Here is a 19,065-nt window from a genome sequence, read left to right on the forward strand (position 1 = left end):
TGCTAAACGAATTGGAGGCACCCAGCTTTGGGGCAGTTTTGGGAGTTTCTTTGTTCGAAACTTTTCGGGAGATCGAAGGTATGGTTCGTGGAAAGGTATCGCACAATTAAAGCATCGGGGATTAGGCTGCGTGGCGGCGCGGTGGTTCGGTTCGTCGTGGAAGTTGTCGACCCGTCTGGGAGGCTGGGCTCGCTTGGGGAGTCTGGGACGCGGCTGATTCTGAAATGGGTGCTAGGTGAATATCAAGCTGAGGGAAGGCAATGACGATACCTTCGCTATCGAGTTGCTTCTTGACGGAGTAAACCACTTGATCTCGGACGTTGGCAAACTCTCTTGTGGGAGCCCAAACTCGAACAATCCAATCGACGGAACTGGCCCCAAGCGCGATGAGTTGGACTTGGCTCTTTCGCTCTTCGGTCTCGAGAATGACCTCGCGCACTTGTTCGACTGCACGCCATAGGGCTGCTCGGGTCGCATCCATATCTGCGGAATAAGCGACCCCAACGGGTACTTCGATGCGCCGTTCGGGGTGGTAGGTAACATTCTCGATCGTCGAACTGGCGATGGAGCTATTTGGGATAATCAGCCGACGGTTGTCGGGGGTGTCGACGGCGGTGGTGAAAAGATCGATCTCGTGAACGCGTGCTGTGATACCACCTGCGACAACCAAATCTCCGACTTTGAAGGGACGGAACACCATCAGCAGAACGCCTGATGCAAAGTTGGACAGCGTTCCCTGAAACGCTAAACCGACCGCAAACCCAACGGCTCCGAGGACCGCGGCAAAGCTGGTGGAACGTAGGCCGAAGTGGTGGAGGGTGAAGATGAGCCCGGCCCCGAGGAGCCCCCGATAGATCAGCTTCTCGACAAATCGTCCGAGGGTCTCGTCCACCCTGCGATAAATGGGAGAGGAGACCGCCTTCGAGGCGTACCGAGCTCCAAAGTAAAATGCAACGAGGATCCCTAGCGCTTGCGCGGCTGGCACCAGGGATTTTTCCCCCAGGGCGAACAACTCAGAAAAGTCTCCCGCTATGAGCTTTTGAGCCGAGAGTTGAAGTTGATCCCACATCTTCACGGTTTGATCACTAATCTCTTGTTGACTGACAATCTCGTTACTCATATTCGGTCGGTCTTCGAATGCTTGCTATTGGGAACGGCGTCTTTTCGCGGAGGTTCATGCCTCGCAATTGGATCCATGTAATAGCAAGAATGGACCGAACGATAGAAGAGCGTTTGCCGTAATGGGTCCCATACCCGATGAGGAGGCCCTCCTCGAGACGCCACATTTCACGCAGCGGAGCTATGACAGCATGGATTTGATGATCGCCTTGGCCATTTTTGTTGTTTCGGTTGGATTGCTCATAGCGTCGGCGAAATTCTTTACGGGGGCTGCGGAGACGTTAGGGTACCGATTTGGATTGTCTTCCTTTGTTGTTGGGGTGGTGATCGTGTCGGTCGGTACCTCGCTTCCCGAGCTCATTTCTTCGATTTTGTCTGTTCGATCGGGTAGTTCCGAGATCGTTCCCGGAAACATTATCGGATCCTCTTTGTCGAACATTCTGTTTGTGTTGGGGCTCACGGTGGTCCTTTCTCAGAATCGCATCGATTTAGGGGCGCAATACATCTATATCGATTTGAATTACTTGGCCGGGGCGGCGTTGATTCTGGTCGTAACGATGTTTGATGGAGTGGTGCACGCGCCCGAAGCGATCATCGGGTTGCTGGCTTATGGTGCCTATGTCTTTTACTTGCTCAGAGCGGGCAATAGTCAAGCATCGTCCGATGCGCTTCCTCATCCTCCCGAAACGTCGAGTTCATTGGGGTGGGCGATAGGAGTTTTGATCGCAAGTGGAGTGGTGATTTTTCTCAGTGCGAATCAAACGGTGGATTCGTTGGGAAAGATCGCGGAAACTTTGGGTGTGAGCAAGGCGATTGTATCGATGACCTTATTGTCGATCGGTACAACTTTGCCAGAGTGTGTGGTGAGCGTCTCAGCTGCTCGAGCGGGGAAGGCGGGTTTAGCCGTCGGTAACGTGCTCGGATCTTGCATCTTCAACGCATTGGTGATTCCTGGTGTCGCTAGTTTTTTCGGCTCGTTGTCTGTGCCGGAGGAATTGCTTCATTTCTCTCTCCCTTTCTACGCAGCGGTCACCCTCCTTTTCTATCTTCTCACACAGGACAAGAAGATTTCCCCATTCGAAGGAGCGCTGCTTCTTTTGATCTATGCCCTCTTCATGGGGAAGGTTGCGAATCTGCTGTAAACGCTACAACCCAAGTGTGATCATCCGAGAAGAAAAGGTCATTGCTGAATGAGAACACCGCGCGCAACCAAGTCTTGCCGCTTCACATTCTCACCCCCTTGGATAGTGATCAGGGCCCGGAGTTCAAGCTCGGTGATACGGGTTGTCATGAAAAAGACACCCAGATCAGCAAAACAGACATTCGCGCCGTCCGTATGAAAGCTTGATATCGAGGGTTTGATCTCCGAGTTGACCTTGAAGTCCATGGTCTTCACGTGGAGATCGCGAGGCTCTGTCCAGTCGGGGGTGCAATTGATGGACTCGACGAGGAGCAGTGTATTCTCTAGCCCATCGGTGATATCGGAAAACTTAGTGGATGCCGATTCCGGGAATACCGTTCCTTCTCCGATAATGACGACATAGTTCACCCCGGTTGGGCTCGTGCATGCGGGACACTTGAAGCACCAAGGGATGCGATCTACGGATCTGGTGATTGATCCTCCCCCTTTACCTGCGGCTGTCGTAATGGGGGTTCCGTCAAGCAATCGCAAGTTCGTTTTGGAATCCCATGCTTGCGAAACATCATAGAGCTGAGGGGCCTGTTCCATAAAGGTTGGATAGAGATGTGATCTCCAGCTACGCCATAATTTGCCTTCCTGAGAGGTCTCGATGGCCATCGGCAATCGCCGGTACATGGATTCATAGTTCCAAAAGGCGAGGCCAATCTGTTTGACATGGTTCATGCACTGCATTTTCATGGCAGCGTTTTGAGCCGCGCGAACCGCTGGGTAGATCAAGCCGCAGAGGCCTGCAACGACCGCCATCGCCACAAACAGAGATCGAGTGCCGAAAGTTTTCATCCTGTTGACTCGCAATGTAGGCAACCAGCGCGGGATGCGATTTGATTGGCTCTCGATTGTACTCGAGTGGTGGGGTTGCGCCATTGGAGCTGCTGATCATTGCCGAGCCGCTCGGACGTGGTTCGGTGCAACCCTGAGGGGGCGAAGGCGATTGGGCACGCCTGCGGCGGGGGGGTAGGGCTAGGCTGCGATGGATTGCGATGAGGGAGCGAGAAATGCTGCCAGCGGGCAACTGAATTCGACAGTCCCTGTGGGGCCATAGAGTTTGATCTGTTTTTCTTCGGCGAAGAAGACAATGCAATAGCCTTCCAGTGCGAACCGCCGACCGCAGTACATGCCGTCGCGGATCAACGTTGTTTCGAGCATGATCGCATCGGTGGGGATGGTCACTTTCGATGCGACGTATTCGCGGAACGTTTGTCGGATCTTGTCAGCGGGATGGTTCAGCATGCGATGAATGCTAGCGTTCTCAGTAAGGGTTGGAAGACATCCCGAATATCGGCTGGGGACCTTTCCTCGTTTACCTATTCTTCGGAGTTGCGAAACCTTTTCGGATTGGGTCGTCTTTGACTCAGCTTTCGTGGATCGGATTCCGATGGTAACGGTGAAGGTATCGACTTTTCCGCCTTGGCGAATTAGCTAGACGGGAAGGCAGAGAGACAACTCGAGCCGAAGGTTTTAAGAGCGTGATTGGATACGGAACATCTGTCGCTTGCGAATCGAGGGTCGCCGAACTGCGAGGCTCGACACGTTTCACGCACGCTTGGCATCCTGCCCGAGAAGCACCTTGGGCGGCCCTGACGATCATCCATGGGTTTGGTGATCATGGTGAGCGGTTCGCGGGCATGGGAACATCTTTGGCGGCGATGGGGATCGCATTGACGGCTGTCGATTTGATTGGCCACGGTCGCAGCCCTGGTCGACGTGGATGTATCCAATCGTACGAGCAGTTGCTCGACGACGTCGAAGCCAGCGCGGAGTACACACGGGGGCTGGTTGGAAATATCCCAAGCTTCCTGTTCGGACAAAGCATGGGGGGGAATCTGGTTCTCAATCTCGCGCTGCGCCGACCTTCAATTTGTGAGAGCATTCGAGGTATCGTGGCGGGTTCGCCGATGCTCAGGCCTGCGACAATGCCGAGAGAGCGATTCATGGACGCAGGTCGATGGCTTGCCAAGCGGGTACCAAACTGGCGAATCAAAGCCCCGGTGCAGGTCGACAAGCTCAGTCACGATCGACGCGCCCAGGACGCATACCTACGCGATCGCTATGTCCACCGTGCGATGTCCCTACGCCTTGCGATCAACCTGATCGATAGCGGTGTTTGGGCCTTGGAAAACGCAAGTTCGCTGAGAGTTCCGACCCTCCTCATGCACGGTTCCGAGGATACGCTCACCAGTCCACAAGCGAGCGCGGAGTTCGCAGCAGCAGCCCCCGGTTTTGCCAGGCTCAAGATCTGGATGGGATGTCGTCACGACCTGCATGATGATCTGCAACGAGAACGATTTTTCGCCTACGTCTCGGACTGGATGAAGCGGCAGTGCGTGATCGCATTCTCGATTCCTCAGCATGCCCGTGCAACCTCCATAGTCAATCACCATTCAAGCGAATAGGATAGTGGCGTCGGCGGATGGTCGATGAAGGCTGGAACCCCATTTTTTGTACAAGGCTGATTGCAGATGTCTTTGGAATCCGATCGCGATGCGATTCTCTCTCGCACCCAACAACTTTTGGTCGCCATCACCGCCGGGGATTGGGATGCGTACGCGGAAATCTGCGACCCTACCCTGACATGTTTCGAACCGGAAGCGCTCGGCAATCTCGTCGACGGATTGGATTTCCATCGCTACTACTTCAATCTTCCCGGCGGAGGTGCTCCGAGCGCTGTTCAGTCGACGATGATCGGACCCCATATTCGGATCATCGGCGATGTTGGGATCATCGCCTACGTGCGTTTGACACAAAAGATGGTCGACGGGAAACCGGTCACGACCGCGATGGAGGAGACTCGCGTTTGGCATCGTCAGAACGGCAAATGGAAGCACGTGCATTTCCATCGTTCCCCCGCATAAGGGGCTTGGACCTATGACTCCAACCGGGTTTCTTCGTGTCACGACCGCTTCGGCTATTACCAGCGTAGGAAACCCGCACGCGAATCGGATTTGCATTCAACGTGGGATTGAGCGCTTTACCGACTCGGACGTCGTGCTCTTTGGCGAGCTTTGTCTCAGCGGCTACACATGCGGTGAACTGTTTCGACAATCGCACCTACTCGATCGTTGCCGGCATGAACTCTTCGAACTGGCCTCGATTGTGGCTTCGAATCAAATCATCGTCGTCGGGCTTCCGTGGGTACACGAAAGCAAACTGTTGAACTGCGCTGCTGTACTCACCGATGGTCGGGTGATCGGATTGGTACCCAAACAGCACTTGCCGACCTACCAAGAGTTCTATGAGGGAAGGTGGTTCCATTCCGGGCAAGGATTGAGTCAGACAATTCGATGCACCGAAGTAGACTATCCGATTCCGCTCGGATGCGATTTGCTTTTTCAGCATGAACAAGCGGTGATCGGGATTGAAATCTGCGAGGACTTGTGGGTGCCGCTTGCGCCGAGCGCTTACCAATCGATCGCGGGGGCGAACGTACTGTTGAATCTGTCTGCGAGCAACGAGACGGTGGGCAAAGCGGTTTATCGAAGAGGACTTGTTACAACCCAGTCGGGCAAATGCAATGCGGCTTACTGTTACGCGAGTGCAGGTCCGTCTGAGTCCACAACCGATCTTGTTTTCAGCGGACATTGCTTGATCGCTGAAAACGGCAGTTTGCTGGCGGAATCCAAGCGGATTGGAACGGGGCTTCCGATTGGGCCCATTGCCGGATTGGGACCGATCGCTTCTTTTGCAACGGCCGATGTGGATTTGGATCGCATTGAGCAAGATCGACGGGCGACCGGAACGATGCATCAACGGCTCGCGCCTGAACCAACGTTTCGTCGCATTCCTTTTGCTCTGGAGCGGGTGTCGCGACCTTTGCAACGCTGGATCGATCCCCATCCCTTCGTCCCCAAAGAGAACGCTGCGTTGCAGGAGCGGTGCGATGAGATCTTCGAGATTCAGATCGCCGCGCTCGCCAAGCGAGTCCAGCAACTGCCGTCGGATCTGCCGCTAGTCATCGGCGTATCGGGAGGGTTGGACAGTACATTGGCGACGCTGGTGGCTGCCAAGATGCTTGATGCCATGGGTTGGTCGGGCGAGCGCGTGCTCGGGATCACGATGCCGGGATTTGGGACTTCCGATCAAACGCGACGCAACGCGCTGGACTTGATTCGGCTGCTTGGACTGCGCAGCGAATTGATCGATATCCGCGCGAGTTGTTTTCAGATTTTTCAGAATCTGAATCATTCCCCCTTCGGCGTTACTTGTGAGGGCAAATCATGGGAGTCGCTGCAGCGTGAACTGGAGCATTTGCCGAGCAGCAAGCGACATGATTTGGTTTTTGAGAATGTGCAAGCTCGCATGCGAACGCTGCTTCTCATGAGCCGGGGATTTGTGATCGGAACTGGGGACCTATCCGAGAGCGCGCTGGGGTGGAGCACCTACAATGCCGATCACATGTCGATGTATAACGTGAATTGCTCGGTCCCCAAAACGCTGGTCCGATTTTTGGTTCGACACGTAGCGCAAGCGAAATACGATGGGGAGATTCGTCGTGTGCTCCTCGATATCGCGGAAACACCTATCAGCCCAGAATTGTTGCCCCTTTCCAAGGACAAGACGATCGAGCAAAGCACCGAGGCGACGGTGGGGCCCTATGAACTGCACGATTTCTTTCTCTATCACTTCGTCCGAACCGGAGCCCCGCCTGCAAAGATTCGCGAATTGGCTCGCGCGGCCTCCTTTGACAAGCCGTACACCGAGAGCGAAATCGATCATTGGCTCGACATGTTTCTGAAACGTTTCTTCGCAGCGCAATTCAAAAGGACGTGCGTTCCCGACGGCCCAAAAGTGGGAACGGTCTCGCTGTCGCCTCGCGGGGATTGGCGCATGCCCAGCGATGCGGATCCAAGCATTTGGCGTGAAGGGTGAATGACGCGACAGCGGGGCAGAAGGGTTCTCGCTGAGGCGCCAAGCTCGCAGCAAGGAGTGGAGATCAAGGTCCGAGCGAGATATTGAGGGAGCCTTGGTTATCGGCCAATCCAGAAGAAGGTTCGTTGATGCGAAGGAGGAGGATTGCGGGACGGGAGGGGGATTCGAGTGAGGTCCCTTTACCGATTCGGATGGGGGTCCAAGGTTCCGAGGGTTGTTCAGAGTCCACTTCGGCCCAGACTCCGATCAAGCAGCCGAGGGGAAATCCGCGATGGTATTCCACTGTCACGCCCGCTGCTTCCGACTCCCATGCTGGTGCGCTAGGGGGCTGCCTTATCACAAAGCGTCCGGAGGCTTCGATTTTCACGTTCGTACCTGGAGGGACTGGCCCCCACACCGCTTGCCAGCCCCGGTCCGATGCAATCTTCGTTTCGATTGGGCTGGCGCTGTTCTCAGCTAGCGAAACGCCTTCGAGGAGCAACGAAGAACGAGCGATATCCATACCGAAGTCAAGATCATCGACGAAGCATCGCCATCGCAGGGACAATCCCGACCACTGATCTTCCATCGCTTGAAAGAATCGTTGCGAGGAAGTCATGCCGTAGTCCAAATTGCCTCGATAGATCGTTTGGAACTCTTTCGAGAGTTCGGGGTGTCCCATGAGAAATGTGCAAGCCGCCCAGCTCCAGGAGTATCGCTCCATTCGCTGCTGCCGCATATCGGGAAAGGAGACGATCGCAGAAAGCTTTGGTGCAGTTTTTTGTTCAAGCGTTTCGCGGATCAATCGAAGTCGCCCCCAGCCGGGCACTTCCTCCGGTTTGGTGGGGAAATAGCCCAATTCGAGTCTTTCTTGTTGGAACCGATGCGTCCCGAAAAGATCGGCCATCCCCTCCATCAGCCATGGGGAGCCCGCGCCTCCTTGCCATCGATACATAATCCAGTGTGTCGCCTCGTGGAGGAACAGCAATCGACGGTAAAAGGTAGTGGATTGCTCGACGACGAAGAGATGGTCTCCAAGCTGGTATCCATCCTCTAATCGAGGTACTTGAGCAAGGAGTCCGCTGCGATCCCATCGCGCGCGATCGCCGACGAGATAGACGACTGGCCCGGGGCCTGCGAGTTTGGCGGGAGATGGGGCAAAGATTCGCTTCCACTGCTCGGTCGCTTGCTCCAGGTATCCAGGCCATCGCCTCAATTCGTCATCGATCTCCAGATCGGTGATCAACCGCATGTTCGGGGCGACGAGTTCGCGGAAACCTTCGCTTGTCGTGCGAACTTCTTGTGTGAAGCCGATCTGAACGAGAGATTGCACCGATGCCAGCAGGGCAAGGACGAGGATAGCAAGACTCGACCCACCGCTTGTGAACGGACGCATATGCTTTGGATCCTTCGCTAAGGTGGCTCGCGCGAGTCGAGCCTTTACTTCGTGCCGGCCAGTTGCGATTGGATTTGCAAAGCCAACTCGACGGCCTCGCTGGCCAATTGGCCGTTCAGTCGCGGCGCCACTTGTCGGGTTCGCACGCTTTCTGCCATATCGCGAATCTCTGCCACGAAGGCATCGATTTCGTCTCCACCGGGCAGATCGGGGCGGAGGATTTGGCCGTCGCGCGTGAGGATTTTGAGAGGCATGGTTTCCGGAGTATCGGAGAAGGCTGCGAACTCGTGTTGCAGGGCCGCGTGTTCTAGATGGAGTTCGAACGCGTGGGTGAACGGGCGAGCAGGAGCGTCGACGATTCCCGAGCTACTGGCGACGCAGATGTTGGGGTCTTGGAAACGATAAAGCACGTGCACATATTCCGCGACATCTCCGCGCATACGTCCGATCGCATCGACGCTGACTGGTTTGCCGAAGAGCAGTTGGATCCAGTGCAAGTCATGGACGTGGAGATCAACGAGTGGACCACCTACGCGCGCAGGGTCGTAGAAGTCAGGAATCCATGTCGGATCGGAGATCACTCGTTTGAAGTAACCACCGATGGGTTTGCCGTAGGTTCCCTTTCGCACCAGTTCGGTGGCGAATGCAAAAGCTCCCATGTAGGGAAGAACGTGGGCGACCATCACGATGCGGCCATTGGCGTTGGCGGCGTCCATAATCCTTTGGCTATCGACAGCGGTGAGGGCGATCGGTTTCTCGCAGAAGACATCCTTGCCGTGCTCGATGGCTTGAACGGCCGCATTTGCGTGCAGATGGGGTGGGAGGCAGATATCGACCACATCGATGTTCGCATCGCGCAGCATTGCGTCGTAGGATTCGAATGGTGCGATGCCATCGAGATGGATTTGGTCACCGGGGGGGCCAAAGTTCCCTTGGATGCCCCGCCAGTCCCCAGCTCGTTTTTTTGCATCTCGGGAGCAGAACGCAGCAAGTTTTGCATTGTCGCTGCGGCGATAAGCCAGTTGATGGATCCAGCCCATGAATCCGATACCAACTAATCCGACGTTTACCATGTTGCCAAGTCGATTGCTCGAGTGAGAAACAAATGCTATCGAGGCGTTAGTCTACCGTTTCGGGGGGCTGGGCAGAATCGTCGTTCGGAGGAGCGGTGTCCTTTTTTTCTCTCCAGGTTGGTTTTCTTTGTCGGGCGCGAGGATGATGCGACGCGAGCATTTCCCGCATCGGCAGTTCGGTCAACGATTTCGAAAGAGGTCTCGATGCGGCTTGGACCAGAGTCGCTTCCAACTTTTGTTCGTCCATTCGAAGGATCTCATTGATCTCGAACTCCACTTCGAGGCCAACTTCAAGACGTCGAAAGACCAAGCCTTTGAGGGTGGATTGGTGGAAGAAAACGTCTTCGCGAAAGTGTTCGGTTCGAATGAATCCGAACTTTCGATCTTCCACGAGTTTGACAATCGTTCCGACTCGCATTAGCAACCTAACCTTCGGCCTTGATTCGGCCCACACTGCTTTGAAAGTACTTGCGGCGGCGAGCACGGACCGCTTCTTGATGATGGCTCTCGGAAAGATCTTCCCAATTCGATTTGCAGAATCGGCAACCGATCTCTTCGATATGGAATCGGATATAGTCCTTCCGGTCTTCGTTCATTGCGCCGAGGATATAGCTACCGATCTCTTCCCGGGTGGGGCAGCTCAATCGGTGGCGACGCCAAATATCCCCGATGGAGTGTACCCCGTGATCGCGCTGGGCGACCAATTGCAGCAATCGCTCACGGATCGGCGCGTCCTGACGCAATCTCTTTTCCAGCTCTGCCATTTGTTCGGCTGGCAACGCTTCCTCGATATAGGCCAAGAGAGTTGCATCGTTTAAAGGGACCATGATTGTTCTTGGCGCGACCAAGCTGGTTTTAGGTTCGATCTAACTTCGAAGTTTGCCAACGGCCAAGGTCACGTTTTGTCCACCGAAGCCGAAGCTGTTGTTGAGGGCGACCTCGATCTTCGCTGGGCGGGCTACATTGGGGACGTAATCGAGATCGCAGTCTGGATCTGGGGTTTCTTGATTGATGGTGGGTGGCAATACACCATCGCGAATCGCCATCAGGCAGACAATCATTTCGGTGACGCCCGCAGCAGCAATAAGGTGTCCCATCATGCTTTTGGTGCTGGAGACAGGAATCTTTTTAGCGTAATCACCAAACACTCCTTTGCAAGCGAGCGTTTCGGTCCGGTCGTTCACCGATGTGCTTGTTCCGTGCGCATTGACGTAGCCGATCTCCTCAATGTTGAGCTTGGCGTCCGCGATGGCTTGCTTCATGCATCCGATCGCTCCGCGTCCTTCCGGGTGAATGTCGGTGATGCGGTATGCGTCGGCCGTGCTTCCATAGCCAAGGATCTCGCCAAAGATTTCCGCTCCCCGTTTGCGAGCGTGTTCGTATTCTTCAAGGATGACGATGGCCGCTCCTTCACCGAGCACGAAGCCATCCCTTTCCTTATCGAAAGGACGCGATGCTTTCTCAGGTGCATCATTTCGTTGCGACAAAGTCGTAAGAAGGCTAAAACCGGTCAATCCGAAGGGATGGATCATGCTGTGCGCTCCCCCTGCGATCATCGCATCCGCGTCGCCGCTGCGGATCAGCTCGGTGGCTTCCCCGACCGCTTGGCTGCTCGCAGCGCATGCGGTCAAGCAGTTCGAGTTGGGGCCTTGGGCGTTGAAGAGGGCGGCCAGATGCGCGGCGGGCATGTTGGGTTCTTGCTCGAGCTCCGCTTTGGTGTCGAGGACTTCTCGTCCTTTGCGCAGGAAAGCGGAGAGATCAAAGGGACCGTTTTGAACGGCCGCGGCCATCATGGTGGTGAAGTTGTGGAAGTCTTGATTCCCTTCCCCGGCACCCATGTAAACCCCGAGTCGCGTGGGATCTAATCCTGAGTCGAGGATGCCGGATTGCCGGATCGCTTGGTGGGCGGCTCCGATCGCGAATCGCGTATGGCGGCCGCGGTGACTCCAAACCTTGGGGTCTTCGCCGCATCGACTGACGTCCCAAGCCTTCACCTCGGCTGCGATGGTGGTGGGGTAGCCGGTCGGATCGAACAAGGAAATTTTGCCGACCCCGCTTTGGCTCTCTTTCAAGGCGGACCACACCGTGGTCACGTCATGACCGAGAGGATTGATCATCCCAATCCCTGTAACGACAACGCGTCGACGCATTAAACTATCACTCCAAAAATGCAGAAGGAACTGGGCTGGGGCTGGATAAGGATCTAATCAGCCGATCGCGCGAATGCTTTTGCCGCCTCTTTCTCCGCCTCGATCATGTGGGCTGGAGGTCCTATTCTATTGCCGTTCTGGTCGACAGCAACGTCGAACATTTTCAGAATGCGAAGTGTTCGGAGCAGATCTTCCGGGGGGAACAGAGCGGACTCCCCAAATCGTTCGTCGAGAAATGCAAACCAAAGTTCCAGTTCTGCGACGATTTCACCGTCGACACGAATCGTCCCCTCGATAATGGCACCGGTCGGTTGTTTATCTTGGATGACGGCCTCGAAGTGGATTTGGTCGCCGGGCACGACCAAGCGGTGGAACACCGCTTTCGAAACTTTCGCAAGGACCGTTTTTGTTTTGAACCCACCAGGCTCCGAAACCAGCAGCCCACCCGTTTGTGCCATACCCTCGATCATAAGCGAATGAGGGTAGTGCGGGTGGCCAGGCTGGTAGTCGTCCAGCGGCTCTTCGCCAAAGGAGATGTTCTTGATGGCGCAAGCTCGTTTATCGCGAACGAACTCTGTAAACCGGTCAATCCAAAACCAACGCATCGGTTACCCTACGCTGCAACCTTGGATTCGACGTATCGGCACAGATCGCTGACGGTCAGCAGGTTACCGAAGTCCTGAACACGAGGATTTTGCTCGAACTTGGAAAGGTCTGCCCAAGCCATCCGCTTCTTGAGTTCGGCGAGACCCGATGCGGTCACCTTGCCGTCTTGAACGTATTGACTGTCGGTGAGAATGTCCTTAGGGAAGAGATCCTCTGTCGCGATCTTGATCCCGAACGCCTTCTCAAGCTTGAAAACGATATCGAGGAAGTCGATCGATTCCGCTCCCAAATCTCCCACCAATGTCGCGTCTTCGGTCACTTCGGAATCATCGACTCCGAGCGCATCGGTCAGCGCGGCCTGGACTTTGGTAAAGACTTCTTCACTCACTGGCATTTCAATGATTCCTCGAACCTTTGGTCGAAATATTGGGACAAAGCTCAGCGCATTGTCCGAACGGTGGAAAAGGCGAACAGGTTATGCTTTATCGCCAAAATCGAAGCATTTAGATAACGTTTTTAGCCTTGGTTGGCTAGCCCCATGCAGCTTTTTCTCGATTTGCGTCGAGTCAGAGAGACGGATTCCTAGCATGGCGGCCTCTCGTCTCCAATGCCTTGGACTACGCCAAGATACTTGGCAAAACAGGTTCTTTGCCCCCCAGCAGATCGACAATTTCTTCCCCAAAAGGGGTGTCAGTCCAATCTAACTGTGCCAAAGCGGCACGAACTTGATCCCATTGGTCGGAGACAGTGAGGGATTCGTCGACAAAAAGGATCGGCTGCCGACCCACGCGAACCAAGCCGCCGCGGACACCTCGAAGCCACTCTCGCCGGATATGAATTCCCTCCTCGAGTGCGATTGCAAGCACTCGCTCCAGCTTGTCTACCGTTCCCTGCATTTCGCAACTCTCCCAAGCTCGCATTCCGTTCGGGGACCCGAGCCGCTCCAGCTCGACTTTGCCTGAAAAGCTCCAACTAAGCCTCCAGGTCGACTTTCCCTCCGGACGATAATCTTTCTTCGTGCGTGTCGCCAGATCGAACCGACTACTCTTCCTTTGCGAAACCCAATGCAAAATCAAGAGCTCTCCACCACCGCCTCTCTGCCAGCTTCTTCGACGCAGCGTCATGAGGATGCTTCCTCAGCGATTTGGCTCGAGGAATTGCAATCGCGTCTCATGCAAGTCGAGCGATTGGCTGCGGTGGGGGAGCTGACGAGCACGACCACGCACGAGTTCAACAACCTTCTCATGACCATCATCAACTACGCGAAGATGGGGCTGCGTTACAAGGACGAGCCGACTCGTGAGAAGGCTTTCACGCGGATCCTGGACGCGGCCAATCGAGGTGCCAAGATCACCTCCACCGTCCTTGGGCTCTCGCGCAGTCGCCCCAACGACTTGGAGCTTTGCCAACTCGGGCAGCTCGTCGAAGACACGCTGGTTCTCCTCGAAAGGGAGATGCAGAAGTATCGCATCTTCGTTGAGATGCAATTGGACGAAGTCCCCGCTGTGTTCGCTTCACCGAGCCAGATCCAGCGGCTTCTGTTGAATTTGCTCACCAATGCCCGGCAAGCCATCGGCGAGAACGGAACGATCCGTATCAAATTAACCTTGGATAAAAAGACGAACTCGGTCGCGTTGACGATCCGAGATTCGGGCTGCGGGATTCCACCCGAGCAACTTCCCAAAATCTTTGAAGCCTTTTACACCACCAAGAAAGGTCCGGACGAGACCGGCAAAGGGGGAACAGGGCTAGGGCTGAGCGTCTGCCGCGAGATCGTGGAGAACCACAAAGGTCGCATCCGGGTGGAAAGCACCGTCGGCAAAGGGACCGCTTTCTCCATTCGCATTCCAGTCGCAGAAACGGCAGCCGAAACGTCTGTGGAAACGTCTCCGCAGACGGTCGCTTCATCGGATGCACAACCCCTCTCTCACGACGCATGTCGCACTGGGGCTTAGGCAAGAATCTCTTTCACGATTCTCGCTGGCTCCACTCCGGTCAATTTCAAGTCCAGTCCTTGGCTCTTGAAGGTGAATCGTTCGTGATCGATTCCGAGCAGATGGAGAACCGTGGCGTGGAAGTCGCGAATGTGGACGGGATCCTTCACAATGTTGTATGAGAAGTCGTCGGTTTCACCGTAAATCGTCCCCGGCTTGATCCCGCCGCCCGCCATCCACATGGTGAAGCAGCGAGGATGGTGATCGCGCCCGTAGTTGTCTTTGGTCAGGCCCCCTTGCGAATAAATAGTTCGACCGAATTCTCCGCCCCAAATCAGGAGGGTCGAATCGAGCAAACCCCGGGCCTTGAGGTCGGTGATCAATCCAAAGGTGGCGCGATCGATATCTTTGCACTGCGATGGTAGGCGTTTTGCCACATTGCCATGGTGATCCCAGTTGTTCAAGTAGACTTGAACAAATCGCACATCGCGCTCGACCATGCGCCGGGCAAGCAAAACGGTGTTGGCGTAGGTACCTGGCTTCTTTGCATCCTCGCCGTACAGTTCAAAGGTGCTCTCCGGTTCATTGGCGATGCTCGTCAGTTCCGGGACGCTCGATTGCATGCGGAACGCGAGTTCGTATTGTTGGATGCGGGTATGGATCTCCGGATCGCCGACCGCGCGAAAATTCATTTCATTGAGCTGTTTCAATCCGTCGAGTGTTTTGCGGCGGACGTCCATCGGCACTCCGGCCGGATTGTTGATATAGAGGATTGGATCGCCTGAGGAACGGAAGCTAACTCCAGCATGTTCCCCTGGGAGTACCCCCGACGACCAGAGCCGCGCCGAGATGGCTTGGATCTGCTCGGTGTTGCTTGGTTGCGCTACCAAGACGACGAAAGTCGGTAGGTTGCTGTTCATGGAGCCTAAACCGTAGGAGGCCCAAGCTCCCATGCAGGGTCGGCCTGTGACCATATTCCCTGTCTGCATGTACGTGATGGCAGGTTCATGGTTGATGGCTTCGGTGTGCATCGATCGCACGAAACACATATCGTCGACCACCTTGGCCGTCTCAGGGAGCAGCTCCGATACCCACATGCCGGACTTTCCGTACTGCGCGAATTTGTATTTCGACGGGGCGATGGGAAAGCGGGACTGGCCGCTGGTCATCGTCGTCAACCGCTGTCCATTGCGAATGGACTCGGGCAGGTCTTTGTCGAACCAATCGTTCATCTGAGGCTTGTAGTCGAAAAGGTCCATCTGCGAAGGACCGCCGACCATGTGCATGTAAATGACCCGTTTCGCTTTGGGGGCGAAGTGGGGGAGCATGGGCAATCCGCCCGTCACAGGAGCGTCCTCCCCGAACGCTTGGCCGACTGGCAGCCCTAGCGACGCGAGCGCTGCGAGTCCGATCGCGTTGCCGCCTCGTCGAAAAAACTGGCGTCGCGTTTCGCTGCGAACGTATTCCTCAAACAGCGGATGAATCATGGTTCTGGTTTGATCGTAAAAGTAGGGTTCGTTTCGACGTCTCAGCAAGCGTTGGATTCGAAGGAATCCAATTATTTGGTGATGACTTCGTCCAAGTTCATCAGTTCATTGCACAGCATGGTCCAGGCCGCTAATTCCGCCGGTGGTATCGACTCCTCGTTCTTCGACTCTCCCACCTGGAGCAGCTGGGTGGCGAGCTCCGGGTTGGATTGGTAGAAGCTCGATAGTTCTTGATAGCTCCCTTGGACCACTTGCACCTCTTCGGCTCGAAGTGGTCGGCCGACAAGCCGCTCGGCAATCCATTGAACGCGCGACGAAACCTCGGCTCCAGCTCCCGGCTCCTTCAAGACCCTATTTGCCAGGACGCGCGCTGCCTCCACGAACTGCGTGTCATTCAACGTAACGAGCGCTTGAAGTGGTGTGTTGGTTCGTTCGCGTCGGATCGTGCATACCTCGCGAGCGGTCGCGTTGAACACCTCCATGTTGGCAGGGGGCGCGGCTCGTTTCAGGAATGTGTAGATGCTTCGTCGATACAAACCCTCTCCTTTGTCGGCCACGTAGTTTCGCGTGTTGCTTTCCGGCATGGCGACCGCTTCCCAGACTCCTGGAGGTTGATAGGGCTTTACGCTCGGCCCACCGATCTTCGACACGAGCAGTCCGCTGGTGGCCAAGGCGGTGTCGCGGATCATTTCGGCGTCCATCCGGAATCGAGGCCCGCGGGCGAGCAGTTTGTTGGAAGGATCCCGAGCCAGTTTTTCTGGAGAAACGCTGGCGGTTTGACGGTAAGTCGAACTGGTGACGATCGACCGGAAGTAGTTCCGGATATTCCAGCCATCCTCTTGGAAGTGGACGGCCAAGTAATCGAGAAGTTCCGGATGGGTGGGCAGCTGCCCGGTGATACCAAAATCCCCGGCCGAGGGGACCAAGCCGTTTCCGAAGACCTCTTGCCAGAAGCGATTCACGGTGACACGCGCGGTCAGCGGATGATCGGGCTGCAGCAGCCACTTCGCGAAGCCCAAGCGGTTCTTTGGCAGTCCCTCCGCCATCGGGGGCAACACGGCGGGGATGGCAGGTTGGACCTCCGTCCCTCGTTTGTCGTAATCTCCGCGAGTCAGCACAAAGGCCATGGGTGCGGAGTCCGCTTCGTGCATGACGTGCGCGATGGTGCCTCGCTGCCGGATGGCATTTTGCTCAGCAACCAGTTGATTGCGTTCGGCGTTCAGGCGAATCGATTCTTCGTCGCGCGTGGCCAAGTAATGGGTGAAGAGTTCTTCCTTCTCGGCGTCCGATCGCTCGGACTTGGCCAACAAGAAATCTCGTCGCGACTTCGATTTCAACTCGGCGATCGCGTCCGCCGGAACGACTGAACGATAGATTCGGATGTCCTGGATTACAGCCTTGTCCGCCGGAGCGCTGGTGTGGCGGCGTCCAATTGTGAGGGGGACTTCGGTGCGTGTGGTCGCCGTGAGCGTTTTGGATTGAACCGTGCGATCGACTTCGCTCCCGTTGATATAGATCTTCAGGCCTTCGATTTTCGACGAGCCGTCGTAGCTTACCGCGACGTGACTCCATCGGTTCGCCGGGAGCTTCGGTTTGGAGACTGCTTTGAGCGCGTCCTCGGGCCACTTGTGGATCAAATGCATACCCACCGTGCCGTTCTCTGTCCAGATATCCCAGCCTCGATGGCCGTTGGCCTCATCCATGCGGGCGATCAAGGATCCGTTTTGGTTGTTGGTCGGCTTGACCCATAGCGCCACCGTAAATGGTTGATCTCGTTCCAAGTCACCGACGGGTAGGGATGGGAATACATCGCGCACTTCCCAAGCCTTCGGGCCGATGTAGCCTGCGGCGAGGGTAGCGTCTTGGCTCAACGGAGTTCGACGATAGACACCTTGGTGAACGCTCTCCAGCCATCGCGCTTCCGAGGCCACGAAAGGGACATGCGTTTCGGGGGCTCCTGAGACGCCGAGGGATGGCCAAGCCAATTCAGAGGTCGTAGCTGGATCGGTCAGATACTTTTCAAAGGGCACCTTCGCGGCATCTTTTCGCGTTTGGATACTTTCATTGGATTTGGCGATCAAGCCTTCGAGTTCGGCGGCTCGGGCGCGGTCCTCGGCCAGCGGTACGGGAACGATAGGAGGTGTGTCTTTGATATTGCCATCGCGGACGGCCTGCGTGGTGTTATTGAAGAACGCAGCCATTTGGTAGAACTCCGCCTGGCTGATCGGATCGAATTTGTGATCGTGGCAGACGGCGCATCCTACGGTCAGTCCCAACCAAACTTGACCGGTCGTCTCGACTCGGTCGCGCGTGTAGAGGACTCGATATTCTTCGTCGATGATTCCACCTTCGTTGGTGGTGATGTTGCAGCGATTGAAACCGGTCGCGATGCGTTGGTCTAAGTCTGCATTGGGGAGAAGGTCCCCTGCAAGCTGTTCGATGGTGAATTGGTCGAACGGCAGATTTCGGTTGAAGGCGTTGATGACCCACTCCCGGTAGGACCACATCTCGCGGAAGTTGTCGAAGTGGATCCCGTGCGTGTCGGCGTAGCGTGCGTAGTCGAGCCAATAGCGGCCTCGGTGCTCACCCCATTCGGGGCGTTTGAGCAGCTGATCGACATAGTTCTCATAGCGATCGGGGCTGGGGTCTTCCAGCACCGATTTGATCTCTTCAGGGGTGGGAGGAAGGCCGGTCAAGTCATAGCAGACGCGCCGAATAAGCGATCGCATATCCGCTTCCGGTGAAGGCTCCATGCCGCGGCGTTCGAGCTCGGCCAAGATGAATCGGTCGATCGGATTGCGCACCCAGCCACCGTTGCGGACGTGGGGAAGCTCAGGCTTTTTGGGGGGAATGAAAGCCCAGTGGCTCTGATACTCGGCCCCTTCGGAAATCCATTGGCGAAGGAGTTCCTTTTGCTTCTCGGTGAGCGATTTGTGGGACTCCGGTGGGGGCATGACGGAATCGGCATCGGTCGAGATGATCCGCTTCCAAAGCTCGCTCTCATCGGCCGACTGAGGCACCAGCGCCCCACCTGCGATGGCTTGATCGCGAACATCAAGCCGCAAATCAGCCGCTCGCTTGTTGGCATCCGGGCCATGGCACGCGAAGCAGTTTTCGGTGAGGATCGGTCTGATATCTCGGTTGTATTGAATCATCCCTTCGGCGAGAGAGGGAGCGGAAAGAAAGGGTATCCAGAGCAACCCAATCACCCAACTCGAGGCCTTAGATGAAACGAAGTGATGGAGCATAGGTCG

The 19,065-nt window shown here is 55.8% G+C and carries 18 protein-coding genes; 5 read left to right on the forward strand and 13 right to left on the reverse strand.

The window, feature by feature from the left end:
• Positions 1-121: 121 nt before the first annotated feature.
• On the reverse strand, positions 122-1,120 hold the full coding sequence (locus SH467x_RS09130; RefSeq protein ID WP_482370962.1) for a mechanosensitive ion channel family protein: 999 nt from the start codon (positions 1,118-1,120) through the stop codon (positions 122-124).
• Positions 1,121-1,241: 121 nt separating this feature from the next.
• On the opposite strand from SH467x_RS09130, the gene SH467x_RS09135 reads away from it, so the two are divergent.
• Complete coding sequence (locus SH467x_RS09135) at positions 1,242-2,261, forward strand: sodium:calcium antiporter (RefSeq protein WP_482370963.1); 1,020 nt, start codon at positions 1,242-1,244, stop codon at positions 2,259-2,261.
• Between the two features lie 38 nt (positions 2,262-2,299).
• Here the strand turns inward: SH467x_RS09135 and SH467x_RS09140 are convergent, their stop codons facing one another.
• The gene (locus SH467x_RS09140) at positions 2,300-3,100 is read right to left on the reverse strand and encodes a DUF1559 family PulG-like putative transporter (protein ID WP_482370964.1); all 801 of its coding nucleotides are present in this window, start codon (positions 3,098-3,100) and stop codon (positions 2,300-2,302) included.
• Positions 3,101-3,280: 180 nt separating this feature from the next.
• Complete coding sequence (locus SH467x_RS09145) at positions 3,281-3,550, reverse strand: hypothetical protein (RefSeq protein WP_482370965.1); 270 nt, start codon at positions 3,548-3,550, stop codon at positions 3,281-3,283.
• 236 nt (positions 3,551-3,786) lie between these two features.
• Between SH467x_RS09145 and SH467x_RS09150 the strand changes: the two genes are divergently transcribed.
• The 3 genes from SH467x_RS09150 to SH467x_RS09160 all read left to right on the forward strand — a co-directional run bounded on the left by SH467x_RS09150 (position 3,787) and on the right by SH467x_RS09160 (position 7,186).
• Positions 3,787-4,713 carry a lysophospholipase gene (locus tag SH467x_RS09150; RefSeq protein ID WP_482370966.1) on the forward strand — a complete coding sequence of 309 codons (927 nt, stop codon included), beginning with the start codon at positions 3,787-3,789 and terminating at the stop codon, positions 4,711-4,713.
• 66 nt (positions 4,714-4,779) lie between these two features.
• Positions 4,780-5,172 carry a DUF4440 domain-containing protein gene (locus SH467x_RS09155; protein WP_482370967.1) on the forward strand — a complete coding sequence of 131 codons (393 nt, stop codon included), beginning with the start codon at positions 4,780-4,782 and terminating at the stop codon, positions 5,170-5,172.
• A gap of 13 nt (positions 5,173-5,185) precedes the next feature.
• Positions 5,186-7,186, forward strand: coding sequence for an NAD(+) synthase (locus SH467x_RS09160; RefSeq protein ID WP_482370968.1), 2,001 nt, complete (start codon positions 5,186-5,188; stop codon positions 7,184-7,186).
• 64 nt (positions 7,187-7,250) lie between these two features.
• On the opposite strand, the gene SH467x_RS09165 is transcribed toward SH467x_RS09160, so the two are convergent.
• The 8 genes from SH467x_RS09165 to SH467x_RS09200 form a co-directional block, all read right to left on the reverse strand.
• A complete protein-coding gene (locus SH467x_RS09165) occupies positions 7,251-8,561 on the reverse strand; it encodes a hypothetical protein (RefSeq protein WP_482370969.1) in 1,311 nt (436 codons plus the stop codon).
• A 44-nt stretch (positions 8,562-8,605) separates the two neighbouring features.
• Positions 8,606-9,634 (reverse strand): Gfo/Idh/MocA family protein, encoded by a 1,029-nt coding sequence (locus SH467x_RS09170; RefSeq protein ID WP_482370970.1) that lies wholly within the window; start codon positions 9,632-9,634, stop codon positions 8,606-8,608.
• Positions 9,635-9,680: 46 nt separating this feature from the next.
• On the reverse strand, positions 9,681-10,052 hold the full coding sequence (locus SH467x_RS09175; RefSeq protein WP_482370971.1) for a cold shock domain-containing protein: 372 nt from the start codon (positions 10,050-10,052) through the stop codon (positions 9,681-9,683).
• Between the two features lie 7 nt (positions 10,053-10,059).
• Positions 10,060-10,461, reverse strand: a complete 402-nt coding sequence (locus SH467x_RS09180; RefSeq protein ID WP_482370972.1) for a hypothetical protein — start codon at positions 10,459-10,461, stop codon at positions 10,060-10,062.
• Between the two features lie 39 nt (positions 10,462-10,500).
• Positions 10,501-11,784 carry a beta-ketoacyl-[acyl-carrier-protein] synthase family protein gene (locus SH467x_RS09185; protein ID WP_482370973.1) on the reverse strand — a complete coding sequence of 428 codons (1,284 nt, stop codon included), beginning with the start codon at positions 11,782-11,784 and terminating at the stop codon, positions 10,501-10,503.
• Positions 11,785-11,837: 53 nt separating this feature from the next.
• Positions 11,838-12,389 carry a 3-hydroxyacyl-ACP dehydratase FabZ family protein gene (locus SH467x_RS09190; protein WP_482370974.1) on the reverse strand — a complete coding sequence of 184 codons (552 nt, stop codon included), beginning with the start codon at positions 12,387-12,389 and terminating at the stop codon, positions 11,838-11,840.
• Between the two features lie 8 nt (positions 12,390-12,397).
• Positions 12,398-12,784 (reverse strand): acyl carrier protein, encoded by a 387-nt coding sequence (locus tag SH467x_RS09195; RefSeq protein WP_146677320.1) that lies wholly within the window; start codon positions 12,782-12,784, stop codon positions 12,398-12,400.
• A 223-nt stretch (positions 12,785-13,007) separates the two neighbouring features.
• Positions 13,008-13,286 carry a hypothetical protein gene (locus SH467x_RS09200; protein ID WP_482370975.1) on the reverse strand — a complete coding sequence of 93 codons (279 nt, stop codon included), beginning with the start codon at positions 13,284-13,286 and terminating at the stop codon, positions 13,008-13,010.
• Between the two features lie 168 nt (positions 13,287-13,454).
• Here SH467x_RS09200 and SH467x_RS09205 point away from each other — a divergent pair, with 168 nt between their 5' ends.
• The gene (locus SH467x_RS09205; protein WP_482370976.1) at positions 13,455-14,345 is read left to right on the forward strand and encodes a sensor histidine kinase; all 891 of its coding nucleotides are present in this window, start codon (positions 13,455-13,457) and stop codon (positions 14,343-14,345) included.
• Here the strand turns inward: SH467x_RS09205 and SH467x_RS09210 are convergent.
• On the reverse strand, positions 14,342-15,811 hold the full coding sequence (locus tag SH467x_RS09210; protein WP_482370977.1) for a DUF1501 domain-containing protein: 1,470 nt from the start codon (positions 15,809-15,811) through the stop codon (positions 14,342-14,344). The two genes, SH467x_RS09205 and SH467x_RS09210, sit on opposite strands and share 4 nt — an antisense overlap.
• Positions 15,812-15,882: 71 nt before the next feature.
• Entirely contained in the window at positions 15,883-19,059 is a 3,177-nt protein-coding gene (locus SH467x_RS09215) for a DUF1553 domain-containing protein (protein WP_482370978.1), read from the reverse strand.
• Positions 19,060-19,065: the final 6 nt, after the last annotated feature.

The organism is Brakhagea slesvicensis, assembly GCF_052161625.1.
In the GTDB taxonomy this organism is placed as follows: domain Bacteria; phylum Planctomycetota; class Planctomycetia; order Pirellulales; family Pirellulaceae; genus JBKCUI01.